Raw genomic sequence first — 24,903 nt, 5'->3', positions numbered from 1 at the left:
TGCTGTCAGACAGTACGAAAGCTCCCCGCGTGCACTTCCGCGTCGGCGTGTCGAGGCGCGACGCGCTGACGGCTCAGCCGCGGAGCAGGTCGATCTCGGCGGTGAGCGCCGCCCGGAGTTCGTCGTGCTCCGGGCCGAGCGCGGTGGCGGGATCGGACCAGCGTTCGACCGGATACAGCCACACCGGACGGCCGACGATGTGCTCCGGCTCCCAGTCGTAGCGCGGCCAGACGTGCGCGTGCAGGTACGGGTCCGTGTTGCCGAGGATCTCCAGGTTGACCCGCCGGAAGCCGGGATCGCGGCGGGCACAGACCCGTTCGACGGCCTCCCCGAGCACGTCCATGTCGGCGAGGAACCGGGCTCGCCGGTCACGCGGCAGGTCGGTCAGCCGTTGCACTTCGGGGTCGTCGACGAGCAGCACGCAGTACCCGGGCAGGAACTGCACGTCTCCGATGTTCGCGAACCCGGCGTCCAGCCTGCGCAGCACGGTGGGGTTCTCCCCGCGCAGTGATGACCCGATCCGGTCGGCTTTCCACGTCACGAGTGGCCGAGTTCCTTCTCTTCGTCCAGGGACCGGCCGTTGCCGCGCGCGTTCTCCTCGGGGAACACCCACGTCTTGTAGCCGTACCAGCGGAAAGCCATCGCGATGAGCGTGCCGATGATCTGCGCGCTCAGGAAGTCCGAGACCTCCTCGGTGAGCCGCGACACGTGCGGTTCCTGCAGGTGGAACGCGTACCGCGCGATGTACAGCGGTGCCGAGTTCAGCACGATGCCGATGCCGTTGACCAGGAAGAACAGGGCTGCTTCGTGGTGCCGTTCGCGGCCGCCGCGGGTGCGGAACGACCACTCCCGGTTCAGCACGTACGACACGATCGTGGCGACCAGGGTCGCGATGATCTTCGCCGTCACCGGGTTGTTCGGCAGGACGACCGTCTTGATCCCGAAGAACAGGACCGTGTCGATCACGAAGCACGTGCCCCCGACCAGGGCGAACTTGACTAGTTCACGATGCTTCAGCGCGATCGACCGGATCGGCTCCGGAAACCGGGAGACCACTGTTTCGGCTAGGGACACGCGTCGAGTCTACGGAGATCGGGTGAACGCGCCGGTCCGGTCGAGCGCCCGCGTCGGGGAAGACCCAGCGGCGCATCGCCCAGAACTTGAAGCCGGTGGCGAGCAGCATGCCGATGATCGAGCCGGACACGAAGTCCGCGATCTCCTCGGTCAGCACCGACACGAACGGTGCCTGCAGGCCGAACAGGTGCCGCGACAGCCACAGCGGCAGGATGTTGATCGCCACGCCCAGCCCGCTGACCAGGAAGAACAGCGCGGCCTCGTGGTGGCGCTCGCGGCCGCCGCGGGTGTGGAACGACCATTCGCGGGACAGCACGTACGAGGCGATGATCGCCACCAGCACGCCGATGACCTTCGCCGTGACGACCTTGTCCGTCAGCACGGTGAGCTTCAGCGCGTACCAGACACCGTTGTCGATGACGAACGTTGTGCCGCCGACCAGTGCGAACCGGATCAACTCACGGTGCTTGTGCAACAGGAACTGGAGTGGTTCTGGCATCCGGCTCATGGCGCGGCGAACGACTGGCAGCACCGCGCCAGCTTACGGATCAAGGTAACGGCGGTTGCCTCCGGGTGTTACCTTCGGCCACCGCCAGCCACCTGAGCTGCACGTTCAGTGACGAAAGAAGATCAACATTTGATCAACTCCGGGCCGGCGGGCAGGGCAGCCCCAGCAGGTCCGGGATCAGCCCGGGCAGCAGACCCGGCCGCGGCTCGCACGGCTCGGACCGGGTGGGCGGCGGCGTCGATGGCGGCACGGTGGGCGTCGGCACGGTCGTCGACGGCGGGAGCACCGGAGGCAACGGCTCGGTCGGCAGCGTCGGCACGGTCGGCAGTGTCGGGAGGCCCGGCTTCGTGGGCTCGGACGGCTCGGTCGGCTGCTTCGTCGGGTCCTGGGGCCGCGTGGTCGTGGTGGTCGGCGGCACCGTCGTGGTCGTCGGCGGGTTCGGCTCCACCTCACCCGGCGGCTCCTCCGGCCAGCCCTTCACCGGCACGGTCACGGACTTCTGCGCGTTGCCGAGCGCGGCCGTGACGGTGATCGTCCCGCCCCGGTGCGGCAGCCCGAACGCCCAGAAGGACATCCGGAACTTGCCGCCCTGTTCCAGGTCGGCGACGCAGTGGATGGTGTTCTTGTCCGAGCGCGAGCAGTTCCGCCACGGCGTGAAGATCACGATGTTCTCCGACGACGACACGTCCAGCTTCAGCGTGCCGGCTCGCGGACCCTTGTTGAGCACCTGCACGTCCACGCGCGGGTCCCAGTGGATCTCGTGCCACGTCGACACGGTGAGCTCGATGTCGTCGTTCACCGGAGGCACGTTGACCTCGACCTTCACGTCGACGGAGATCGACGTGCCGGCGCTGATGGTGCCGGTGATCGTGCCGGGCTGGGCGTCGGCGGTCGCCCGCAGCCGGAACAGGAACGTCGCCTGTCCGCCGGGTGCGATGCCCTGCGGCGTCGAGCAGGTGATCGTGCCGCCGCCGGCCGGGCAGTTGACGGTCTGGTCGGCCGAGCCGTCCGGTTGCAGCAGGCGCGCGGCGGCGAACGACGACGGCGCGCCGGTCGACAGCACGCCCGGCGGCAGGTTCAGCACCATCGACGCGGGCGGTGCCGCGGTGCCGCCGGTGTTGCGGACGGTGATCGGGAAGTCCTTCGGCTCGGCGCCCGGCGTGAGGGTGTACCCGCTCGGCGTCGTCGGGGTGAGCGACGGCGGCGTGGGCGTCGGTGCCGGTGCCGGTGTCGGTGCCGGGGGTTCGGGAGTCGGTGCCGGGGCGGGCGGAGGAGGTGGCGGCGTGGGCGTCTGGACCGGCTGCTCCGTGGTGGGAGGAGGCGGCGGCACCGGTGCCGGCGGCTTCGGCGTTGGCGGCTTCTGCACCTGCGTTTGCGCTGGTGGCGGCTGGATGGCCTGGACCGCCGGCGCCTGCTGGTTGCTGGTGCCCGCGGTCAGCGCGATCACCACCGCGGCGGCCACGGCGGCGGCGGAACCACCGACGGTCACGAGCTGGCGGGGGATCGACGCACCGACGGCGCCCGCACCACCCGCGGCCGCGCCGGCACCGACGACGGTCGTCGCGGTTCCGGCGGTCACCAGGTAGGTCGTGGCACCGATGCCCAGGACCAGCGGGGCGACGAAGATCCGCAGCGCGCCGTTGACGTCCGCGAGTTCCGCGGCCAGCGCCCGGCACCGGCCGCACTCGTCCAGGTGTGCCTCGACCTGCGTCGCCTCGCGCTTGGACAGGCCGGCGCGGGTCCACGCGCCGAGCCGGTCGACGGTCGCCTTGCAGCGTTCCGCGTTCGTCTCGGCCAGGTGCATCTGCAGGTACTGCTGCTTCAGGCCCTCGCGGGCGCGGTAGGCGAGCGCGGACACGCCGTTGGCCGTCAGCCCGAGCAGCGGGGCGACCTCGGCGGGCGACTGGCCCTCGATCTCGGTGTGCCAGAGCACCATCTGCCAGCGCTCCGGCAGCGCGGCGAACGCGCGGGCGGCGAGTGACTTCTCCAGCCCGGCCACCGCGGTGTCGCTGAACTGCACGGCAGGGGCGACTTCGGTCATGTCCTCGGTGAGGTCGACCTTCTTGTCGCGGCGGGTCTTGTCGTAGGCGGTGTGGCGCAGCGCCGTGAGCAGGTACGCGCGGAAGGCCGAGTCGGGGCCGCGGCCGGCCCGGAGCGTGTCGAGCACCTTCGCGAACGCCTCGGAGACGAGGTCGTCGGCTTCGGCCTGCGAGCGGGCCAACTGGCGGGCGAGGTTGTAGGCCGCCGAGACGTGCCGTTCGTACAACTGGCCGTAGGCGTCGATGGTCCCGCCGCGCACGGACTCGATGAGTTCCGCGTCGCTGGGCCCCTGGACGTCTGCAGGAACGGTCGCCACAGTCTCGTTTCCCTCCTCGCGGCGCTCAGTGTGACCTACGGCGCCGCGCAGAGTCATCTCAATCCCCCGCGCGGGTTGCGTCACGAACCGGAAGTGACCGCGTCTCCCACCTGGAATCGGGAGAGCTGAAGGGAGACCGGGTGGGTGTCGCACAAGCGGAACGCCTGCTGAAGTCGCGCTGGCGGACCGCCACCATGGCCGCAGGCTGGGCGTTTCCCTCAGACTGGCCGCTCGCCGAGGTCGACGAGGTGTGCGCGGCGATGCTGGAGAACACCGACCCCGGCGACGCGCTGGTCCGGCTGGGCCGCGCACGCGCCGAGGCGGGTGCAGGCCTCAGCGAGACGCTGCTGGACTTGGCCGCGCTGCACGCCGTGCTGACCGACGCGTCGCACATCGTGTCGCCGAACGTCGACGCGCTCCCTTCACGGATGCTGCGCATGACAGCGCTGGGATGGGCGGACGTGGTGACGAAGCAGGCCGGCGACTGCGCGGCCGAAGATCCTCTGACCGGGCTGGCGACAGCCGCTTACCTGCGCACACGGCTGGGTGAGGTGTACCGGGAAACTCCCGTCGCACCGCTCGACTACGCGCTCGTGCTGCTGCGTCTCGACGTGCACCGTGCCTCGGGTTGGTCCCGTGTGGTCGCCATGACTCTTGTGTCCGATGCACTGCGCACGGTCTTCGACGGCGGCGAGACGTTGGCGACCCTCGGGCCGTGCGTGGCCGCGGTCCTGGTCCGCCGCGACGAACTGCTGGCCCGCCGCATCTCCAACCTGCGCGTTCTGGCCGCGGACCGCCTGGCCGACGACCCCAACGTCCGTCCGGTGGGCCCCGCCAAGGTGTGGACCGAACACCTCCCCGAGACCCACGCCGAGGCTTGCACCCTCCTCACCACGCTCGGGCGCTGACCCCCCTGTCCCGCGCCCGCACCCCTGCCGCACGCGGGGGCCCCGCGTTCCCCAGAAGGAAACGCGGGGTCCCCGCGTGACTTTTCAAGCACCCCAGAAGTGTTCTATTGTCTTAGTTGACTAGAACAATCTGGGGAGCGTGTGTGGTCGAGTTCCATGTCGACCGGGGCAGTGGTTTTCCCGCGTACCTGCAGCTGGGACAGCAGGTCAGGGAGGCCTTGAGACTCGGCTGGTTGCAGCCGGGTGATCGGCTGCCCACGGTCAGGGATGTCGTCGCGACCAGCGGCGTGAACGCGAACACCGTGCTCAAGGCCTATCGCGAGCTGGAGCTCGCCGGCCTCGTCGAAGCCCGTCAGGGTTCCGGCACCTTCGTGAAGGCTTCCCTGGGGTCCGCTGCCCCCGAGGACCTCGACCCGCTGCGCGAGACGCTCGCCGGTTGGGTCGCGGAGGCACGCTCCGCCGGGTTGGAGGACGAGGACATCCACGCGCTGGTGCGCGAGGTGCTGAGTGGTGGGGGAACGCAATGAGCGTGGTTGCGGCCGAATTGTCGAAGTGGGCCGTGCGGAACGTCTCCTTCGAACTGCCGCCCGGCAGCGTCACGGCGCTGGTGGGGGCGAACGGCTCGGGCAAGTCGACACTGCTGAACGTGCTGGCCGGGCATCTGCCGCCGTACTCGGGACACGCGTCCATCGCGGGCCGAGTCGCCTATGTGCCGCAGCACAAGCCCATGTACAAGAAGTTCAAGGTCGCGGACGTACTCGAGTTCGGCCGCCGCATGAACGACGTCTGGGACAACGACCTCGCGGACGCGTGGCTCACCAGGTTCAAGGTGCCCAGGCGACTGCAGATCGAAGACCTGTCCGGCGGCCAGCGCACGCACGTGACTCTCGCGCTGGCACTGGGATCGCGCCCGGACGTTCTGCTGCTGGACGAGCCACTGTCCGAACTGGACCCGCTCGCCCGCCAGAAGGTCATGCGGGCGTTGCTGACCGAGGTGAACGACAACGGCATGACGCTGGTCTTCTCCACGCACGTCGTCGCGGAGATCGGCGGCGTGGCGGACAGGTTGCTGTTGCTCGCCGACGGGCGGTTGCTCGTGAACGGCGACACCGACGAACTGCTGGAACAGCACGTTCTCTACACGGGCCCGCACGCCTCCAAGCCACCAGTGAAAGGACGCGTGGTGTTGGCGAAGCACGGCAGGTCGCAGTCGTCGTACCTCGTGCGCTCCGGCGGCGCGCAGATCGCCGAACCGTGGACCGCGCGGTACGTGACGCTGGAGGAGCTCGTCGTGGCACACCTGGAGCGTGCCGCATGAGCGCACTCGTCTGGCTGACCTGGCGTCAGCACCGGTGGGCCATCATCGGCGTCGCCATCGTCGCGGTGCTCGCCACGGGCGCTCTGCTCTCGACGCAGAACGGCCCGGTGGGCGGGATGCTGATGGCCGGCTTCTACGGGCTCATCGGGCAGCTCGCGTTCGGTGCCGTGATCGGCGTTTTCTGGGGTGCGCCGCTGATCGCCCGCGAGCTCGAGGAACGCACGTACTTCGTGGCGTGGGGCCAGGACGTGACGCCCGTGAAGTGGTTGCGCGGCAAGGTTCTGCTGCTCGGCGGCCTGGCCATGGCGCTCGGTGCCCTGCTCGGGATCGGTGACGGCTTCGGTGGCCGGCGTGAGTCGTGGGGGGCCTTCGAGGCCAGCCCGCTCGTGCAGGCCGGCTACGCACTCTTCGGCTTCGCGTTAGGCGTGTTCATCGGCCTGTTGTCCAGGCACGTCGTGACAGCCATGGCGGCAACGCTTGTGTTCTACACGGCCGTGCGCACTGTTATCGCTGTGACACTGCGCGATCACTATCTGCCTGCGCACCGAGATATCGCCGGCTGGGACGCCACTCCGGTCGTTCCCGCAGGCGCGCTGGAACTCGGCGGCGGGTACGTGGGCGCCGACCTCAATCCCGTGGCGGTGATCGAGAGGTGCGCGGGGCGGATCAACGAGGGCACCTGCATGCGCGCCGCGAAGGCCGCGACCGGCTTGTACACCGACTACCAGCCGCTCGGCCTGATGTGGCTGTTCCAGGTGATCGAGTTCCTCGTGTTCGTGCTGCTCGCCGCCGTGCTGCTGGTCCTGACGTTCCGGGTGCTGCGCCGGGGCGGTGGGTGGAAGCCATCCCGCCGTCACCGCCGCATCGACCCCGATCCGGTTGACGCCGCACCGGTCGACCCCGCACCGGTTGACGTCGAGCCGGGTGGGGTCGAGTCGGGTGAAGCCGAGCCTGCGGACGCCGAGTCAGGTGGGGCCAAGTCCGCTGACGCCAAGCCGGGTGGATCCGAGCCGGGTGACGCCAAGTCCGCTGACGCCAAGCTGGGTGGGGTCGAGCCCGGTGACGCCAAGTCCGTCGACGCTGAGCCGGGTGACGCCAAGCCTGCTGATGCGAAGCCTGCTGACGCGAAGTCCGCTGACGCCAAGCCCGGTGACGCGAAGTCCGCTGACGCCAAACCCGGCGACGCCGAGCCCTCTCAGAGCGCTTCGGCGACCGCCGCGGCCCACGCCGAGGGGTAGCGCGGGCGGAAGCCGATCTCCCGCTGTGCCCGGTCGGTCGACACGATTCCGTGCCACGGGTCGAACTCCTGCTGAACGGCCTCCTCGCTGGGGGTGAGGCCGTTCAGCAGGTGCAGTTCGACGGCCGTGATCGGGCTGTCGTCGGCCACGTTGAAGATCCCGCCGGCGCCGGATTCGAGGACCTTCACCACCGCCTGCGCCACGTCGGCGTGATGCACCATGTGCAGCCGCTGGTGGCCGGGCCAGGTCGAGGCCCAGCGCAGCGACTCCTCCAGGTGTGGATCGCCGCCGCCGTAGACGAACGCCAGCCTGAGGATCGTGGCTTCCCTGGTGTCGAGCACGGCCTGTTCGCCGAGGGCCTTGGTGCGGGGGTAGTCGCCGAACGCGGGATCGGGGTCGGTCGGGTCGTCCTCGGTGGCGGGCCTGCCGAGGCCGCCGGGGTAGACGAGGTTCGTGCTGATGTGGACGAACAGCGGCACCTTCGCGGCGGACTCGGCGAGAGCCCTGGTGTCGTGGACGTTCACGCCTTCGAAGTCGGTGCTCGTGCGGAGGGCGGCGGCGACGTGCACGACAGCGTCCACATCGGACACCAGCTCCTCGACGGCGTTCCTGTCGGCCAGCCGGTGGGTCAGCGTGCGCACGTCGTGGCCCTGCTCGCGCAACCGCGGCAGCAGCCTGCTGCCGACTCGTCCGGTCGCACCTGTCATCGCGATCTTCATGGAATCCAGCGTCGTTCGGTGCGCCGGGCACAGCCAGGGACGATGAATCCCTGGCTACCGTGGAGGCATGCCGGACATGGCGGGTTTCCTGCGCAGCTGCCGCGAACGGATGGAGCCTCGTGGCGGCGGTCGCCGTCGCACGCCTGGCCTGCGCCGGGAGGAGGTCGCCGAGGCGGCGGGCATGTCGGTCGACTACTACTCCCGCCTGGAACAGGGCCGTGGTCCGCGTCCCTCGGTGTCCGTTCTGCACGGCATCGCGCGGGCGTTGGAGCTGTCCTCCGACGAGCGCGCGCATCTGTTCCGGCTGGCAGGTGAGGCAGTGCCGGAGGAGCCCGCGTCCGGTGGCGAGGTGCGGCCCGGCATCCGGCTGTTGCTCGACCGGCTCGGTGACGACCTCGCGGTGGTGATCTCCGACGTCGGCGACGTGCTCGCCTGGTCGGCCCGCGCGGAGGTCGTGTTCGGTGATCTCGGCGGCCGGAACCTGCTCAGGGCGTTCTTCCTCGGCGACCGGAGCTGGATCCCGGACGAGGACCGCGAAGACGTCGCTCGCGCCCACGTCGCCGACCTGCGCGCGACTCTGGCCCGCCGGCCGTCAGCACAGCCGTTGGTCGATGAGCTGATGGCGAGCCCGCTGTTCGCACGGCTGTGGGCGGAGCACGGCGTGAACGTGCGCCGGTCGGCCCGCAAGCGGCTGCGACATCCGGTCGTGGGCCTGCTGGAGTTCGACTGCGAGGTGCTCGGCGCGCCGGAGCACGACCAGCGGCTTGTGATCCACACCGCACCCGAGGGCAGCGTCACCGCCCAGAGGCTGGCTCTGCTCGTGAGCCGATCAGAAGTTGCAGGTAGGCTGCCTGAACCGTGGACTCCCGTACCCGTCTCCCAGTCGTCGGCATGATCGGCGGCGGGCAGCTCGCCCGCATGACGCACCAGGCCGCGATCCCGCTCGGCCAGTCGCTGCGCGTGCTCGCAGTGTCCGAGAACGACCCCGCCGCGCTCGTCGCGCGGGACGTGGTGCTCGGCACACACACCGACCTCGACGCGCTGCGTGCGTTCGCGAAGGGCTGCGAGGTCGTCACCTTCGACCACGAGCACGTGCCGTCCGAGCACCTGCGCGCGCTGGTCGCCGAGGGCGTGAAGGTGCACCCCGGTCCGGACGCGCTGCAGTACGCGCAGGACAAGCTGAAGATGCGCGTGCGGCTGGCCGAGCTCGGGCTGCCGGTGCCGCCGTTCGCCGAGGTGCACGAGGTGCGCGACGTGCTGCGCTTCGGTGCCGCGCACGGTTGGCCGTGCGTGCTGAAGTCGATCCGCGGCGGTTACGACGGCCGTGGCGTGTGGATGCTGAACCAGCCGCACAGCGCCGAGCTGGTCGTTCCCGAGCTGCTGGAGGCCGGGACGCCGCTGATGGTCGAGCAGTGCGTGCCGATGCGCCGCGAGCTGGCGGCCGTGGTCGCGCGTTCACCGTTCGGTCAGGGCGCGGCGTGGCCGGTCGTCGAGACCGTGCAGTCCGACGGCATCTGCGTCGAGGTCCTCGCGCCGGCGCCCGCGCTGGACGGTGCCGCGGCCCAGGAGCTGGCGCTGAAGGTCGCCGACGCGCTGGGCGTTGTGGGCGTGCTCGCCGTCGAGCTGTTCGAGACCGCGGACGGCGTGGTCGTCAACGAGCTCGCGATGCGCCCGCACAACTCGGGCCACTGGTCGATCGAGGGCGCGCGCACGTCCCAGTTCGAACAGCACCTGCGCGCCGTCCTGGACTACCCGCTCGGCCGCACCGACCTGATGGCGCCGGCCGTGGTGATGGCGAACGTGCTGGGCGCCTCGGACACGCCGGCGATGGGCCCGGACGAGCGCGTGCACCACCTGTTCGCCCGGTTCCCGGACGCGCACGTGCACCTGTACGGCAAGGAGGAACGGCCGGGCCGCAAGGTCGGGCACGTGACGTTCCTCGGTGACGACATGACGTCGGTGCGGGAACGTGCGCGGCTGGCCGCGGACTGGCTGTCCACCGGCGTTTGGTCTGACGGATACGACATTCACGGGAGCTCGGAGTGACTCAGGTTGGCGTGATCATGGGCAGCGACTCGGACTGGCCGGTGATGAAGGCCGCCACCGAGGCGCTGGCCGAGTTCGACGTGACGTTCGAGGTGAGCGTCGTCTCCGCGCACCGCACCCCGCAGCGCATGCTCGACTACGCGACCTCCGCCGCCTCGCGCGGGCTGCGCGTGATCATCGCGGGTGCGGGCGGTGCCGCCCACCTGCCCGGCATGGTCGCCTCGGCCACCGTGCTCCCGGTGATCGGCGTGCCGGTGCCGCTGAAGTACCTCGACGGCATGGACTCGCTGCTCTCGATCGTGCAGATGCCCGCGGGCGTCCCGGTGGCCACCGTCTCAGTGGGTGGCGCACGCAACGCGGGCCTGCTGGCCGTGCGGATGCTGGCGTCGTCCGATGTGGCGCTGCAGGAGCGCATGGCCCGCTTCCAGGCGGAACTCGAGCAGCTCGTACTAGACAAGGACGCGGCGCTGCAGAAGTCCCTCTGAGTGCTCAACGGCACACCAGCACCCGTGGTGAACGGGCGCTAACATCGTGCCGAGTACTCGCTACCGGGAGGTAACAAGGTGAACCCGAGCTTCGGCACCTACCAGCTCGCCGAGGAGCACGAGGCGCTGCGAGAGGCCGTCCGCTCGCTCGCCGAGAAGGAGATCAAGCCGTTCGCGGCCGAGGTCGACGACAACGAGCGCTTCCCGGTGGAGGCCCACAACGCCCTGGTGAAGTCGGGCTTCGCCGCCGTCCACGTCCCCGAGTCGTACGACGGCCAGGGCGCGGACTCCGTGGCCACCTGCATCGTCATCGAGGAAGTGGCCCGCGTCTGCGCGTCGTCGTCCCTGATCCCGGCGGTGAACAAGCTCGGCACGATGCCGATCCTGCTCTCGGCCTCCGAGGAGCTCAAGCAGCTCGTCATGCCGTCCATCGCCTCGGGCGAGGCCATGGCCTCCTACGCGCTGTCCGAGCGCGAGGCGGGCTCCGACACCGCCTCGATGCGCACGCGGGCTGTGTTGAGCGGTGACGAGTGGGTGCTCAACGGCACCAAGTGCTGGATCACCAACGCCGGCGAGTCCACCTGGTACACGGTCATGGCCGTGACGGACCCCAACGCGGCCAAGAAGTCCGCCGGCATCTCGGCGTTCGTCGTGCACAAGGACGACCCGGGCTTCTCGGTGGGCCCGAAGGAGCGCAAGCTCGGCATCAAGGGCTCGCCGACCCGCGAGATCTACTTCGAGAACTGCACGATCCCGGCCAACCGGATCATCGGTGAGCCCGGTACCGGTCTGAAGACGGCTCTGAAGACGTTGGACCACACGCGTCCGACCATCGGCGCGCAGGCCGTGGGTATCGCGCAGGGTGCGCTCGAGGCCGCGGTCGCGTACGTCAAGGACCGCAAGCAGTTCGGTAAGTCCATTTCGGACTTCCAGGGTGTGCAGTTCATGCTCGCCGACATGGCCATGAAGATCGAGGCTGCTCGGCACATGGTCTACGTCGCCGCCGCCAAGGCCGAGCGCGGGGAGCCGAACATCGGCTTCATCACGGCTGCTGCCAAGTGTTTCGCTTCCGACGTGGCCATGGAGGTCACCACGGACGCGGTGCAGCTGTTCGGTGGTGCCGGGTACACGCGTGACTTCCCGGTCGAGCGGATGATGCGGGACGCGAAGATCACCCAGATCTACGAGGGCACTAACCAGGTGCAGCGCGTCGTGATGTCGCGCGCGATCCTCAACGGCTGAGTTTGTTCGCTCGAACGGCCCTGGAGGTATCTCCAGGGCCGTTCGACGTTTCACCCCTCAAGCCGCCACGCACGTTCCCAGCGCGTCACCGATCGCACCCTTGGCGCCCAGCACGCACTTCGACTCCGCGGTCAACCCCTTGTCCGAGATCTGCTGCGCGAACGCGATCGCCACGTTCATCATCCGCGTCGGACTCCCGCTGTCCACGGCCGCCTTCACCGCCGCCGCACGGGCTTCCTCGGTCGTGCAGCTGATGTCGGTGCCGAACTTGTCGACGCGCGGCAGCCACAACGCCTTCGAGCCGGCCGCGCACGGTGTTACCTGCCAGCGGGTGCCCTCCGATGCCGAGGCCGGGGGAGTGGACAGCACGGCGAAACCGAGCGTGAGGACCAGCGCCACCAAGAAACGTCCCATGCGCCCGAACGTAACCGCGACGAACGGCCCCGACCGGGGGAACCGGTGTCACCAAAGGTGACTACGCTCCGCCAACCTCAGGCCAGGTAGAGCGCGGTGGGCAGAACGACCACTGTGGACTGATCGTGCCGGGCCACCCGGCCGAAGCAGATCGCCGTGATGGACTCGCCGTCCGCGAAGGCGGCGGAGGCGGAATCCGCCACCTGCGCACGCCGGACGGTGAACCTGACTGTGCCGGCGGAGGCCGTGATGTCGTTGTCTCCCATGGTGATCCGGTACGACGCCTTGATCTTCACGTAGCCCTGCACGGCCGGGTCCAGTCCGGCCGAGGAGGTCAGGTCGACCTGCGTCAGTTCGCCGGTCGCGGTCAGGTGGCGGAGTACGACGTCCAAGGCGCGCGCGGTGTTCGTCTCCGCCTCGAACGTTTCCCGCACGGTTTCGCCGCGTGCGCGCTTGCCGCCGGCTTCGACCAGCGAGCTGTTCAAACCCAGTGACGCCTCGCGAGAAGTGCCGCGCTCCACCTCGCGGATCCTGGCCTCGGCCGCGGCCTGCGGGGTCTGGCTGTACAGGCTCATGATCAGGCTGTCGTCGAGCATCAGGAACGTGCGGATGCGTCCCTGTTCCAGGTCGGCCGGCGGCTGGTGGGTCGTGGCGGTCACCATCGCGAGTTTCGCCGCCTCGACCGCCGTCTCGCTGCGGCTTTCGGCGCGCTGGACCGTCCGGCGCGACGACCGGATGGCGAAGCCGGCGATCGTGAGCACGATCAGTACTGGAACCCACAAGATCCACGAGCCCATGCGCAACCCTCCGCGTGACCGGTCACGCGGAGCATCGCCCAAACGCAGACCCCGATTACTCCGCCGAACGGGTCACAGCGACGCGAGAACCTCGCCGAGGCGCTCGTAGCTGCGGCCGGCGCCGTCCGCCATGCCCGTCGCCAGCACCGCGTCCCTGGCCTCCTGCGACACCAGGCGCATGGTGGTCGTCATGACGGTTCGCCCGTCCTTCTCGACGAACTCCACGGTCGTGATGGCCGGCGGGTTGTCCTCGAAGTGCTCGGTGTTCACCAGTCGCGAATGGGGCGTGACCTCGGTGTATTCGCCGTGCATCTCGAACGCCTGTGAGCCGTCGGGCAAAGCCCAGCCGTAGCGCCACTTGCCGCCGACGCGGAGGTCGATCTCGCAGATCGGCATCTCCCAGCCGTCGGGGCCGAGCAGCCAGCGCCTGAGCAGTGCCGGCTCCGTGAACGCCTTCCACACCAAGGAAACGGGCGCGTCGAACTCGCGCGACATCGCGATCTCGGTGTCGGACGGCGTGGTCACCAGGGTGCCGAACTTGGTGGTGCTCATTGCTCTGTCTCCTTCATCTCGGTCAAGAGTGCGTCCAGGCGCGCGTAGCTCGCATCCCAGAAGCGTCGGTAGTTCTCAGCCCACACGGCGACCTCCTTCAGCGGTGTCGCGTCGAGCTGGCAGGGGCGCCACTGGGCCTCCCTGCCGCGAGTGATCAGGCCTGCCTTCTCCAGCACACGCAGGTGTTTGGAGATCGCCGGGCCGCTGATGTCGAACGGCTCGGAGAGCTCCTTCACCGTTGCCGGGCCGTCGGTGAGCCGCGCGAGGATCGCACGGCGCGTCGGGTCCGCCAGTGCGGCGAAGGTGGCGCTCAGCTGGTCCATCTCGTACCTAACCACTTGGTTATCTAACCTCTGGGTTAATTAGGCCTCACGGGCTGGCGCGTGTCAAGCCCTGGGCAACCGGACGGGTGCCGGGTTCCGTCCTAGGCGCATGAGCAACCGAATCGCCCTCGCCGCCCTGGTGCTGGTCGCCGCGACGGGCTGCGCCGCCAACCAGCCCGGACAGGGCACTCCCAACCTGCGGGGCAAGGTGTACGTCTCGTCGTCCGTGACCGAGCAGGGCAAGCCGCGTGCTCTGGTCGAGGGCACGAAGGTGGATCTGAGATTCACCGACGACGACAGGCTGATAGCCAACGCCGGCTGCAACATGATCCAGGGCCCGGTTTCCCTCGGCGACGGCAAGGTTTCCGTCGCGGAGATCAGCAGCACCGCGATGGGTTGCCCGAATCCCGAGTTGCACCAACAGGATCAGTGGCTGACGAAGCTGCTCGACGCCAAACCGTCGTGGAAGCTCGACGGCGCGAACCTGGTGATCACCGGCGCGGACACCGAGATCGTGCTCGCCCCGGAGGCTCCCGCGACGCTGGACGGCACCTGGCTCGTCGACGGACTCGTCACCGGCGACGCCGTCTCCTCCGTACCAGGCGGAGCCAAGGCCGCGATCGTCTTCAAGGACGGCACCATCGCGGTGGACGACGACTGCAACTACGCCGGTTCGGCACTTCCGTACGAAGTGGACGGTCAGAAGATCACGTTCAAACCCGGCGTCAAGACCGCGATCGGGTGCGCACCGAACGTGGTGACCGTGGAGAACGCCTTGGACGCGGCGCTGGACAAGGGCCAGATCACCTACCAGATCGACCGCAACACGCTGACGCTGACGAACCCGTCCGGCGCGGGCCTGAAGCTCACGAAGAACTCATGAGCTCCCGAGTGCTCGCCGCCCTCCTCGCCGTCGCGCTGCTGACCACCGGGTGCGGCAGCAAACCGTCTGCGGGAACAGGAGAAGGTGAGATGCGGGGAAAAGCATTCACCTCCACGGCCGTCACGGCACAGGGCAAGCCGCGTGCCCTGGTCGACGGCACCGAGGTGGAGCTGAGGTTCACCGACGACGGGCGCCTGCTCGCCTCTGCCGGCTGCAACCAGATGCAGGGCCCCGTCACCCTGGACGGCGGCAAACTCACGGTCACCGACCTGGGCACCACCGACATGGCCTGCCCCACCCCGGGCCTGCACGAGCAGGACGAGTGGCTGGCGAAGTTCCTGACCGCGACCCCGTCGTGGCGCCTGGACGGCACGAACCTGGTGATCACCGGACCGGAGGCGGAGATCGTGCTCGCCGCGAAGGCTTCCGCGACACTGGAAGGCGGGCTCTGGGTCGTGGAAGGCCTGATCACCAAGGACGCGGTCTCGTCCGTTCCCGGTGGCGTCAAGGCCACGTTCTCGTTCAAGGACGGCCACATCTACGTGATGGCCGGCTGCAACGGCGGTTCGACGAACCACACCGGCGCGCACAAGTACGAAGTGGACGGTCAGACGATCACGTTCGACAGCTTCGTTTTCACCTTGATGGCCTGTGGGCCGGACCAGATGGCCGTTGAGGACGCGGTGATGAAGGTGCTCGACCGGCAGAAGTTCGACTACAAGATCGACGGGAACACGCTGACGCTGACGAACCCGTCCGGCGCGGGCCTGCAGCTCAGGAAGTAGAAAACCGGGCCGGGTGGACACTCCCACCCGGCCCGGTTCAGCACGAACCGGTCACCCGTCGCGCTTGCGCACCTCGGCGACCCGGTGAGCCTGGGTCTTCTCGAAGCGCATGGCGTCCTTCTCGCTGATCTCCACGACCTCGTAGTCGTCGCGGCCCCACTCGATGCGGTTCATCAGGTCGGTGCGGGCCCACTCGAGGTTGGTGGTGAAGCTCTCGTCGAACTCACCACCGACCCGCACGACGGCGTGCGGGTTGTCCAGCGTGTCCGGGATGCCGATCAACGCGTAGTACCTGTACTTACTGGCCATCGGTCTTGGTCACCTACTTCGGCTTTCCGACCCACTCGAACTCCTCGATCTTCATGAACGCGGGCGAGACGCGCACGTCGGCGAAGAGCAACGCGGACTGCGCCCTGGCGAAGTCCACCTCCAGCGCCGTGAGACCGGGGATGCGCGTCAGCTGGTACCAGGGGTGTTCGAGCGTCTTCGCGAGCAGGCTGCTCTCTGTGTGGAACTGCAGTTCGAAGAGCTGGCCGGTCTCGCGATCACGCCAGGTGGTGTTGATTCCCTTGTACTCGTTCTTGTTCTCGCTCTTCTTCCAGGCGTTCTTGACCTCGACCTTCTCGAACAGCCCTTCCATCTTCGTGATCGCCGACTGGACCCCGGCGACGTAGGCGGCATCGTCCAGCACGATGGTGTACCTGACGCTGTCGTTGATGTACGGGAGGATCTTGTTCTTGAAGTCGGGCTGATCGACGATCTTGCCCGCGACCTTGCGCTTCAGCGAGTCGATCTCTTTGAGTCGCTTGGGCCAGCCGTCGAACCGGCCGGTCGGCACCTCCTTGACGAGCTCCAGCATCTTCGGGCTGATCGACTTCGTCTCCGCCTTCACCGCGGCCTCGCGGAAGGCGTCCACGGCGTCGTTGGCGACCTTCTCCAGCTTGAGGGGCTTGCCGAACTCCTCAGCGGTCCAGCTGCCGTCCGGGTGGGTCTTGCCCGGGACGTTGTCCGCCGTCGACGGCGGATCGATCTTCTCCAGCCGTTCGAACTTGAACTTCGCGTTCTCGAGCCTCGCGACACCGTTCTCGATGGTGATCCGGAGCTCGAGGGGGTTGCCGTTGGCGTCCAGCTTCGGCTCGATGCGCGCGAAGGAGCCCTCGAGCCGGGAGAGGTCACCCTCTGCGGGCAGTTCCAGCGGCTCGAGCTTGTAGAGCCTGCCGCCGACCCCGACGACACCGCGGTCCAGCTTGGCGACGCCGTTCTCCACCCGCACCGCGAGGTTGAGGATCTCGGCGAAGTCGCCAGGCAGACTGCCGGGCAAGTGCTCCGCGGCCTTCAACAGCAAGGCGCCGAACTGGCCCACTTCCTTGGAGATGTAGGCCGTGGTCCGGGTGATGGTGCTCCGGACGACGTTGAGCGCCTTGGACAACGCGCTGCCGCTACCCCCGAGCGGGGTCGTCGCGGCGGCCGCCAGCACGTCGAACACGCTGAGGCCGAACGCCTTGCCGGGATTCTCGTGCCAGGTGTCGAGGTGCACCAGCTTGTACGGGTTCTGGGCGAGGTCGGTGAGGCCGGCCCAGATCTCGCCGCACGCGGGGGCGTACGACTGCATCTGCGTCTGCAGGGCGCACTCGCCGAGCTTGACGATGCCCTGCCAGGTGTTCTTGGCGCCCTCGACCAGGCCGTCGAGAGCGTTCTTCGCGAAGTCCTGGATCTTCTTGGTGGACTCCTCGAACTCGCGGCACGCCTGCTCGTTGCCGCCCTGGCAGTCGATGCCCTTCTTGATGTAGCTGCCCGCGCCGGAAAGGCCGTCGGCCCAGAGCTCCGCGTACCGCCTCTGCATCTCCAGGCAGCCGGGGGCGATCGGCGAAATCCCGCACTGGAGCAGGTTCGTGGCGCCGTCGATGAACTCCTTGTTGAGTTCGTCCTGCTTGCGCTGGGCGTCCTGGGCCGCCTTCTTCTTCGCTTCCTCCGCACGCAGCTTGAAGTCGTTGATCAGGTCGAGCGCCGCGCCGACGTTCGAGGTGAACTCGTGGATCGACGCCGTGGCCTTGATCGCCCACTGGTGGATCTGCTCGGCGGCGGCCGCGGCCTGACCCGCCGACTGCGCGGCGCTCGACGCGACGGCAGCCGCGTTCGCCGCACCGACGGAGTCCGCGCGTGCCGATGCCGCGTGCTGCGAGGCCGTGGTGGCCGCGTTGTGCGCGCCCGCCGCGTGTTCGACGGCCTGGTTCGCCGCATTGGTCGCGGCAACCGCGTCCTCGGCGGCCTGCTGTGCCGACTTGGCCGCACGGGCGGCTGCTTCGTAGGCGGGCTTGACCTGTTCGATTGCGGTGTCCGCCGCCTTGGTGGCGTCCTGCGCGGCCTTCTGCGCTTCGGCTGCCTTCTCCTGGGCGGCGCGGGACTGCTCCTCGCCGATCAGCAACGCCTTGGCGGCCAGGGCCAGCGCCTTGCGGGCGTCGCCGTTGATCGCCGCGTACGGCTTGGCGATCAGGTCGGTCATCCGGGCCGGGTCGATGATCAACGCGGCGGACGCGGCGGCTGCCGACGCGGCCCGGTCGGCGATCGACGACTGCCACACCGCCGAGTTGGCCTCGGAGATGGCCGCCTCGGCCTCGTAGCGGGTGTTCTCGGCCGCTGCCTGCGTGGCGACGGCGACGTTGGTCGCCTCCATGGCCAGCCGGTTCGCGTCGTCCGCGGCCCGGCGGGCGGTCACGGCCTCCTGTTCGGCACGGGTGGCGGCCGCGCGGGCCGCCTGCGCTGCCTGGGCCGCCTTCTGCGCCTCCGCTGCCGCAGCGGCGGCAGCGGACTGGGCACGGCCGGCCCAGGCGGCGGAGGCGTTGGCCTCGGCGCGCGCCCGGCCCGCCGCCTCGGCGATGTCCTTCGTCGCCTCGTCGGCGTTCTTGCCCGCCGCGATGGCCTCTTCGCGGGCCTTCTTCAGCCCTGCTTCCGCCTGCTCGGCGAAGGTCATCTGGCCCTGGCAGACCGAGGTCGCCGTCTTGGCCTCACGGCCGGTGCGCTGAACGGCGTCGAGCGTCTCCTGTTCGCGCAGGCCCGCCTTCACGGCGTCGTTGCGCGCGGCGACGGCGGACTGCGCCTTGCTGACCGCGTTGGACGCCGCGGACTGCGCGGTGAGGCGCTGGTTGCGGGCGTTGACGGCGTGCTGACGTGCCTTGACGGCAGCGGCCTCGGCGATCCGCTTCTGCTCGGCTGCCCTGTCCCGCGCGGCCTGAGCGATGCCGAGCTGGGTGCGGGCGGCCGTGGCGAGCGCGGCGGCCTGCTCGGCCCCGCGTTCCGCTTCTGCCCGGTACTTCTTCGCGTTCTCGGCGTGCTCCTGCGCACCCGCGTTCGCGTCCAGCGCCCGGCTGTCGGCCAGCGTCGCCTCTGCGGCGTGCTGCGAGGTCTCCGCGGCCCGCGCGGCCGCCTCGACGGCCCCGCCGATGGCGATGGTGACCTTGGCCCAGTCCAGGCCGTTGGTCAGGCCGGTCTCGACCAGCCGCGCGCCCGCGTTCTGCGCGCGTTGGGTGGTGCCCGCGGAGTTCAGCGCGGTCCGTGCCGCCCTCTCGGCCCACTGCGTCGCCTCGGCGCGCAGCGCGTCGATCTCGCCCGCGCGGCCCCGCTGACCGTGCGCCCGGCCGGGCCGGTCGTCGCGGTGGATCTCGTCGGCCTTGTGCGCGGCCCTGGCGGCCAGGTTCAGCGCCAGCGTGACGTCGTCGAGGTTCTTGACCGCGTCGATGTTCGCGCTCAGGATCTCCGCCCGCGCGCTCGCCGCGGTCTCGGACCTCCTGGCGATCGCCTCCAGGTCGGTGATCGCCTTGTTGCGGTCGACCAGCGCCTGCTCGATCGCCTTCTGGAAGTCGTGGTCCCGCTGGTTCGCGACGTGGTAGCCGGTGAGGTAGAACTCGCGGATCAGGGCGTAGTCGCCGCGCATCAGCAGCGGTTCGCCCTCGATCTTCACCTGAGGGCCGCCCATCTCGACCATCATCTTGACGCGGGCGATGATGCGGTCCTGCTCGGCCTTGTCGTCCTCGGCCTGCTGCTTGTCCCGCTTGAGCGCGATCTCGTAGCCGTAGGCCACGAAGTCCTTGATCGCCTGGTCACCGGAGTTCAACGCGGCCTGCGCGCCCGCCTTGACGTTCGGGCCGCCGGTGCGCGCCCACTCCTCGACCTTGGCGCGGTTCTGCGCGGCTTCGACGCGCTTGCGTTCCGCGGCCTTGGCCCTGGCCTCGGCCTCGCCGTGGTCGAGGAACCAGAGCAGTTTCTCTTTCGTGCCAACGGCAAGAGCCGCCGTGGCCGCCTCGCGGACCTCGACGTCCTCCGCGTGCTCGGCGACGTCCTGCACGAGCATCTTGTAGAACTCGTACTCCTCGTCCACCGGTTCCGACGGGGACGGGTCCGAGTTCTGCTGCGTGTGCACGGGCACCGGCGCCGCGACGGCGGGCGCGGTGCCGCCGACCAGCGCCAGCAGCACCGCGACGATCACGGCCGTGATCGCTCTGCGCCGCCACCAGGCGGCGCTGAATTCTCTTGTCGCTGTCACGTTGTCCATCCCCCAGGCTGGTGCGGCCGGCGGCCGCGAGTCACGTGCTCGCTGAGGGAATGGCAGACGCCCGCGGACATGCGGGCATGCGCGGTCGAAGCCTCATGAATTCCCCCCAGGAACCACGATGTGGCACACGTTGTCTAACACGCCTGTCAAGGAAACAGGCAGGGCCGGGTGGAGGAACCCACCCGGCCCTGCCTGTGCAACTGCGTCCAATCAGGACTCGTCGCGCTTGCGCACGGCCTCGACCCGCTGGGCCTGGACCGTCTCGAAGCGCTTGCCCTCCTCCTCGCTGATCGGCACGGCCTCGAAGTGCGTCCGATCGTCGTTGATGCGCTCGAGCAGGTCGGTCCGCTCCCACTTCAGCTTGGTGGAGAAGGACTCGGCGTACTCGCCACCCGTGCGAACCACGGCGAACGGCTCCTCCACCGTGTGCGCGAAGCCCACGATGGCGAAGTAGGAGTGGCGCTTGCTCATCGGATCTGCACCTCTACGGCTTGTTCTTCTTGAAAACGGGGATCTCGATCGCCCTGTCCGGGAACGGTACGTCGGCGAAGATCAGCTCGCCCTGAGCGATGGCGTGGTCGATCTCCAGCTGGGTCGTGCCGGGCACCCGTCGCAACTCGTACCACGGGTGCTCGATCGTCTTCGCCTGCAGGCTCTTCTCCGTGTGGAACTGGAACTCGAAGAGCTGGTCCTCGAACTTCCACGTGGTGTTGATGCCCCGGTACTTGTTCTCGTTCAGGTTCTTCAGCCAGGCGTTCTTGACCTCGATCTTCTCGAACCCGGCCGCCTCCAGCTTCTTGATGCCCTCCAGCACACCGTCGGCGTACTTGGCCTCGTCCAGCACCATCGTGTACCGGACGGCGTCGTTGACCTCCAGCAACGCCTTGTTGACGTCCGGTTCGTCCCCGAGCATGCCGACGACCTTGCGCTTCAACGAGTCGGCGCTCTTGAGCTTGTAGTCCAAGCCTTCGAGTCGCGCACTGGGGAACTTCGGACTCATCTCCCTGGCGAGCTTCTCCATCTCCGGCGTGATCTTCCCCTCCGCCGCCTTGGCCTTGTTGAGGAAGTCGTCGACCGCTTTGTTGGGGACCTTGTCCAGCTTGAGCGTCTGGCCGTACTCCTGCAGGGTCCAGACGCCGTCCTTCACCACGCCCTCGGGCGGATCCGTCATCTTGGGCGGAGGCACGCGGTCCATCTGCTCGAACTTGAACGACACGTCCTTCAGCGCCGGCACGCCGTTCGCGTCGAACTCCACCTTGGGATCGAGACGTACCTTGTTGTCGTCCAGCTTTCCCTCGATGCGCGCGATCGAGCCCTCCAGCCGGGAGAGGTCGCCCTCGGCGGGCATTTCCATCGACTTCAGCTTGTAGAGCCTGCCGTCGACGGCGATCAGGCCGTCGAGCCTGGCGATCCCGTTCTGGATCCGCACGGAGAGGTTCAGGACGTCGCCCGTGCTGCCGGGCAGCTTCCCGCCGGGAACATGGATGTTGTCCGCCAGCTTCACGACGAAGCTGCCGAACCTGCCGAGACCGCCGGCGAGCTTGGCCGTGGCGTTGGCGATCGCCGTGCCGACGACGCCGAGCGCCTTGGAGAGCGCGCTGCCGCTGCCACCGAGCGGCGTGGTCGCCGCGGCCGCCAGCACGTCGAACGTGAGCAGGCCGAACGCCTTGCCGGGGTTCTCGTGCCAGACGTCGAGGTGGATCAGCTTGTACGGGTTCTGGGCGAGGTCCTTGATGCCCGCCCAGATCTCGGCACACGCGGTGGGAGCCATGAACAACTTGGCCTGGATGCCGCACTCGCCGAGCTTGACGATGCCCTGCCACATGTTCGCCGCGCCCTCGGCGAAGCCCTTGGCCGCCTCGACCGCGAAGTTGGCGATCTTCTTGGTCGACTCCTTGAACCTCGTGCAGGCGGCCTCGTCGCCGCCGTAGCAGAGCGCGGCGTCCTTGGCGTAGTCGCCGAGCGCCGCCAGTGCGGTGCCGACCGCGTCGCCGACCTTGGCCGCCAGTTCCTTGCACTTGGGCGACGTGAGGTCGGACTTGCAGTGCATGAAGCCCATCAGGCCGTCGTGGAACTCCTTGTTGAGCTCGTCCTTCTTGCGCTGCTCGGTCTCCCTGGCGATCCGCTCCGCCTCCGCGGCACGTTGCTTCGCGTCGAGGAACTGGTCGAGGTGCGTGCCGACCTCGTTCTCGAACGCGTGGATCGCGGCCGTGGCCTTGATCGCCCACTGGTGGATGGCCTCGGCGGCGGCCGCTGCCTGACCGGCGGACTGCGCGGCGCTGGACGCGACCGCGGCGGCGTTGCCCGCACCCACGGCGTCGGACCGTGCCGACGCCGCGGACTGCGCGGCGGACGAGGCCGCGGCGTGCGCACCGGAGGCGTGCTGGGCCGCCTCGTTCGCCGCGTTGTTCGCGGCGACCGCGTACTGCGCAGCCTGGTTCGCCGACTGCGCGGCACGGGCGGCCGCCTCGTAGGCGGGTTTGACGTCGGCGATGGCCCGGTCCGCCGCCTGCTGTGCCGCTGTGGCGGCGCGGCCTGCCTCCTCCGCCTTCTCGCGTGCGGAACGTGCCTGTTCCTCGCCGAGCACCAGTGCCTTGGCCGCGGTTTCCAGCGCACGCCGGGCGTCGCCGTTGATCCCGGCGTACGGCCTCGCGATCACCTCGGCCATCCGCGCCGGGTCGATGATCATCGACGCCGAGGCGGCGGCCGCGGACGAGGCCCGGTCGGCGATCGACGACTGCCACACCGCGGCGTTGGCCTCGCTCACCGTCGCCTCGGCTTCGAGGCGGGTGCTGTCGGCCGAGGCCTGCGTCGCGATGGCGACGTTGGTGGCCTCGACCGCGAGCCGGTTCGCCTCGTCGGCGGCCCGGCGCGCGGTCACGGCCTCCTGGTCGGCACGGGCGGCGGCCGCACGGGCGATCCGTGCGTCCGAGGCTGCCTTCTGCGCCTCGGAGTTGGCCGCCGCCGCGGCTGCCCGGGCACGTCCCGCCCACGCCTGGGCCGCGTTGGCCTCGGTGCGCGCCCGGCCGGCCGCCGCGGCGATGTCCCTGGTCGCCTCGTCGGCGTCCTTGCCCTCCTTGATGGCCTGTTCCCTGGCCGTTCGCAGCGCGGTCTCGACCTGCTCGGCGAAGCTGACCTTGCCGAAGCAGACCGACGTGGCCGTCTGGAGCTGACGGCCGGTGGTCGTGGCGGCGTCCATCGCCGCCTGTTCACGGGCACTCGCCTCGACCGCGTCGCTGTGCGCCTTGACCGCGGCCTGCGCCCTGGCGACCGCGTTGGACGCCGCCGACTGCGCGGTCATCCGGTGGTTGCGGGCGTTGGTCGCGTGCTGACGAGCGCTCGCCGCCGCCCTCTGCGCGATGGCTTTCTGCTGGGCGGCCTTGTCCCGCGAGGCGATCGCGATGTCCTGCTGCTTGTGCGCTGCCTCCGCGAGGCTCGCGGCCTGAACCGCCTGCCGCTCAGCCTCTTCGCGGTACTTCCTGGCGTTGTTGGCGTGCTCCTGCGCACCGGAGTTCGCGTCCAGCGCCTTGCTGTCCGCGAGGGTGGCCTCGGTGGCGTGCTGCGCGGTCTCCGCCGCCTTCGCCGCCGCCTCGACCGCACCACCGATCGCGATCGTGACCTTGGCCCAGTCCAGGCCGTTCGTCAGGCCGGTGTTGATCAGCCGCACCGCCGCGTTCTGCGCCTGCGCGGTCGCTTCGGCGGCGCTCAGCGACGCCCTGTTGCCCGACTCGGCGTACCTGGTCGCCTCGGCCCGCAGTGCGTCCAGATCGGCGTTGCGGCCCTTCTGGCCGTTCGCCCTGCCCGGCTTGTCCTCCTGCAGGATCTGGTCGGCGCGGTGCGCGGCCTTGGCGGCCATGTTCATGGCCATCGTGCCGTCGTCGAGCGCCTTGACGGAGTTGATGTTGGCGCGCATGATCTCGGCCCGCGCGCTCGCGGCTTCCTCGCTGCGCCGGGCGAGCGCGGTCAGGTCGGTGATCGCCTTGTTGCGGTCGATCAACGCCTGCTCGATCACCGCCTGGAACTCGTGGTCGCGCCTGTTCGCCTCGGCGTACCCGGTGAGGTAGAACTCGCGGATCAGGGCGTAGTCGCCGCGGATGAGCAGCGCTTCGCCTTCGAGCTTCACCTGCGGGCCGCCGTGCTCGACCATGTCGCGGACACGGGTGATGATCCGGTCCTGCTCGGCCTTGTCGTCCTCGGCCTGCTGCTTGTCCTGCTTCAGCGCGATCTCGTAGCCGTAGGCCACGAAGTCCCTGATCGCCTGATCACCCGCGTTGAGCGCGGCCTGCGCGCCCGCCTTGACGTTCGGGCCGCCGGTGCGCGCCCACCCTTCGACCTTGGCGCGGTTCTGCGCGGCTTCGACGCGCTTGCGTTCCGCGGCCTTCGCTCTGGCCTCGCCCTCGCCGTGGTCGAGGAACCAGATCAGTTTCTCTTTGGTACCAACGGCCAGAGCTGCCTTGGCCGCGTCACGTACCTCGACGTCCTCGGCGTGCTCGGCGATGTCCTGGACGAGCTGCTTGTAGAACTCGTACTCCTCGTCCACCGGCTCGTTCGCCGCGGACTGCAGTTGCTGGAGCACCGGTGCGGGCTGCGGTGCGGCGAGAGCGGGCGTCGTGTTGCCCACCAACGCCAGCAGCACCGTGATGATGACGGCCGCGATCGACCGGCGCCGCAACGTGGCGGCGCTGGTTGCTGATATGCGCATGTTG

General features: G+C 69.3%; 23 protein-coding genes. 10 read left to right on the top strand and 13 right to left on the bottom strand.

Features of this window, described 5'->3' with window-relative positions; genetic code table 11:
• Positions 1–73: 73 nt before the first annotated feature.
• The 4 genes from B0F77_RS01455 to B0F77_RS01440 all read right to left on the bottom strand — a co-directional run bounded on the left by B0F77_RS01455 (position 74) and on the right by B0F77_RS01440 (position 3,938).
• On the bottom strand, positions 74–541 hold the full coding sequence (locus B0F77_RS01455) for an HIT family protein (protein ID WP_086660892.1): 468 nt from the start codon (positions 539–541) through the stop codon (positions 74–76).
• A complete protein-coding gene (locus tag B0F77_RS01450) occupies positions 538–1,074 on the bottom strand; it encodes a GtrA family protein (RefSeq protein WP_086660891.1) in 537 nt (178 codons plus the stop codon). The genes B0F77_RS01455 and B0F77_RS01450 overlap by 4 nt, the downstream gene beginning before the upstream one ends.
• Complete coding sequence (locus tag B0F77_RS01445) at positions 1,004–1,603, bottom strand: GtrA family protein (RefSeq protein WP_425435605.1); 600 nt, start codon at positions 1,601–1,603, stop codon at positions 1,004–1,006. The genes B0F77_RS01450 and B0F77_RS01445 overlap by 71 nt, the downstream gene beginning before the upstream one ends.
• Before the next feature lie 112 nt (positions 1,604–1,715).
• On the bottom strand, positions 1,716–3,938 hold the full coding sequence (locus B0F77_RS01440) for a sigma-70 family RNA polymerase sigma factor (protein WP_211293620.1): 2,223 nt from the start codon (positions 3,936–3,938) through the stop codon (positions 1,716–1,718).
• A gap of 140 nt (positions 3,939–4,078) precedes the next feature.
• Here B0F77_RS01440 and B0F77_RS01435 point away from each other — a divergent pair, with 140 nt between their 5' ends.
• The 4 genes from B0F77_RS01435 to B0F77_RS01420 all read left to right on the top strand — a co-directional run bounded on the left by B0F77_RS01435 (position 4,079) and on the right by B0F77_RS01420 (position 7,402).
• Complete coding sequence (locus B0F77_RS01435) at positions 4,079–4,846, top strand: GGDEF domain-containing protein (RefSeq protein ID WP_245847760.1); 768 nt, start codon at positions 4,079–4,081, stop codon at positions 4,844–4,846.
• A gap of 143 nt (positions 4,847–4,989) precedes the next feature.
• Positions 4,990–5,373 (top strand): GntR family transcriptional regulator, encoded by a 384-nt coding sequence (locus B0F77_RS01430; RefSeq protein WP_086660890.1) that lies wholly within the window; start codon positions 4,990–4,992, stop codon positions 5,371–5,373.
• Complete coding sequence (locus B0F77_RS01425) at positions 5,370–6,164, top strand: ATP-binding cassette domain-containing protein (protein WP_086660889.1); 795 nt, start codon at positions 5,370–5,372, stop codon at positions 6,162–6,164. Before B0F77_RS01430 ends, B0F77_RS01425 begins: the two co-directional genes overlap by 4 nt.
• Complete coding sequence (locus B0F77_RS01420) at positions 6,161–7,402, top strand: hypothetical protein (protein ID WP_086660888.1); 1,242 nt, start codon at positions 6,161–6,163, stop codon at positions 7,400–7,402. The genes B0F77_RS01425 and B0F77_RS01420 overlap by 4 nt, the downstream gene beginning before the upstream one ends.
• Here the strand turns inward: B0F77_RS01420 and B0F77_RS01415 are convergent.
• Entirely contained in the window at positions 7,360–8,121 is a 762-nt protein-coding gene (locus B0F77_RS01415; protein WP_086660887.1) for an NAD-dependent epimerase/dehydratase family protein, read from the bottom strand. The two genes, B0F77_RS01420 and B0F77_RS01415, sit on opposite strands and share 43 nt — an antisense overlap.
• A 67-nt stretch (positions 8,122–8,188) precedes the next feature.
• On the opposite strand from B0F77_RS01415, the gene B0F77_RS01410 reads away from it, so the two are divergent.
• The 4 genes from B0F77_RS01410 to B0F77_RS01395 all read left to right on the top strand — a co-directional run bounded on the left by B0F77_RS01410 (position 8,189) and on the right by B0F77_RS01395 (position 11,894).
• A complete protein-coding gene (locus tag B0F77_RS01410; RefSeq protein ID WP_086660886.1) occupies positions 8,189–9,016 on the top strand; it encodes a helix-turn-helix domain-containing protein in 828 nt (275 codons plus the stop codon).
• On the top strand, positions 8,980–10,167 hold the full coding sequence (locus B0F77_RS01405) for a 5-(carboxyamino)imidazole ribonucleotide synthase (RefSeq protein ID WP_086660885.1): 1,188 nt from the start codon (positions 8,980–8,982) through the stop codon (positions 10,165–10,167). Before B0F77_RS01410 ends, B0F77_RS01405 begins: the two co-directional genes overlap by 37 nt.
• Positions 10,164–10,652, top strand: a complete 489-nt coding sequence (gene purE, locus B0F77_RS01400; RefSeq protein ID WP_281252455.1) for a 5-(carboxyamino)imidazole ribonucleotide mutase — start codon at positions 10,164–10,166, stop codon at positions 10,650–10,652. Before B0F77_RS01405 ends, purE begins: the two co-directional genes overlap by 4 nt.
• A gap of 78 nt (positions 10,653–10,730) precedes the next feature.
• Positions 10,731–11,894, top strand: coding sequence for an acyl-CoA dehydrogenase (locus B0F77_RS01395; protein ID WP_086660884.1), 1,164 nt, complete (start codon positions 10,731–10,733; stop codon positions 11,892–11,894).
• 57 nt (positions 11,895–11,951) lie between these two features.
• Here the strand turns inward: B0F77_RS01395 and B0F77_RS01390 are convergent, their stop codons facing one another.
• The 4 genes from B0F77_RS01390 to B0F77_RS01375 form a co-directional block, all read right to left on the bottom strand.
• Positions 11,952–12,308 (bottom strand): hypothetical protein, encoded by a 357-nt coding sequence (locus B0F77_RS01390; protein WP_086660883.1) that lies wholly within the window; start codon positions 12,306–12,308, stop codon positions 11,952–11,954.
• 77 nt (positions 12,309–12,385) lie between these two features.
• A complete protein-coding gene (locus B0F77_RS01385) occupies positions 12,386–13,105 on the bottom strand; it encodes a hypothetical protein (RefSeq protein ID WP_086660882.1) in 720 nt (239 codons plus the stop codon).
• A gap of 72 nt (positions 13,106–13,177) precedes the next feature.
• Positions 13,178–13,657 carry an SRPBCC family protein gene (locus tag B0F77_RS01380; protein ID WP_086660881.1) on the bottom strand — a complete coding sequence of 160 codons (480 nt, stop codon included), beginning with the start codon at positions 13,655–13,657 and terminating at the stop codon, positions 13,178–13,180.
• Positions 13,654–13,980: an ArsR/SmtB family transcription factor gene (locus B0F77_RS01375; protein ID WP_086660880.1), complete on the bottom strand. Its 327-nt coding sequence runs from the start codon at positions 13,978–13,980 to the stop codon at positions 13,654–13,656. Before B0F77_RS01375 ends, B0F77_RS01380 begins: the two co-directional genes overlap by 4 nt.
• Before the next feature lie 109 nt (positions 13,981–14,089).
• On the opposite strand from B0F77_RS01375, the gene B0F77_RS01370 reads away from it, so the two are divergent.
• Positions 14,090–14,863, top strand: coding sequence for an META domain-containing protein (locus B0F77_RS01370; RefSeq protein ID WP_086660879.1), 774 nt, complete (start codon positions 14,090–14,092; stop codon positions 14,861–14,863).
• The gene (locus B0F77_RS01365) at positions 14,860–15,648 is read left to right on the top strand and encodes an META domain-containing protein (RefSeq protein WP_086660878.1); all 789 of its coding nucleotides are present in this window, start codon (positions 14,860–14,862) and stop codon (positions 15,646–15,648) included. The genes B0F77_RS01370 and B0F77_RS01365 overlap by 4 nt, the downstream gene beginning before the upstream one ends.
• Positions 15,649–15,699: 51 nt before the next feature.
• On the opposite strand, the gene B0F77_RS01360 is transcribed toward B0F77_RS01365, so the two are convergent.
• From B0F77_RS01360 to B0F77_RS01345, 4 genes are all read right to left on the bottom strand, one after another.
• Positions 15,700–15,957, bottom strand: coding sequence for a hypothetical protein (locus B0F77_RS01360; RefSeq protein WP_086660877.1), 258 nt, complete (start codon positions 15,955–15,957; stop codon positions 15,700–15,702).
• Positions 15,958–15,970: 13 nt separating this feature from the next.
• Positions 15,971–20,188, bottom strand: a complete 4,218-nt coding sequence (locus B0F77_RS01355) for a hypothetical protein (RefSeq protein WP_143466518.1) — start codon at positions 20,186–20,188, stop codon at positions 15,971–15,973.
• A gap of 219 nt (positions 20,189–20,407) precedes the next feature.
• Positions 20,408–20,668, bottom strand: a complete 261-nt coding sequence (locus B0F77_RS01350) for a hypothetical protein (protein WP_086660875.1) — start codon at positions 20,666–20,668, stop codon at positions 20,408–20,410.
• Between the two features lie 13 nt (positions 20,669–20,681).
• Positions 20,682–24,899, bottom strand: coding sequence for an ALF repeat-containing protein (locus B0F77_RS01345; RefSeq protein WP_086660874.1), 4,218 nt, complete (start codon positions 24,897–24,899; stop codon positions 20,682–20,684).
• Positions 24,900–24,903 lie beyond the last annotated feature (4 nt).

It is taken from the genome of Lentzea kentuckyensis, assembly GCF_002150765.1.
GTDB classification, from domain to species: domain Bacteria; phylum Actinomycetota; class Actinomycetes; order Mycobacteriales; family Pseudonocardiaceae; genus Lentzea; species Lentzea kentuckyensis.
Note: the sequence above shows the minus strand (reverse complement) of the source record. Positions and strands in the feature narration are given on the sequence as shown.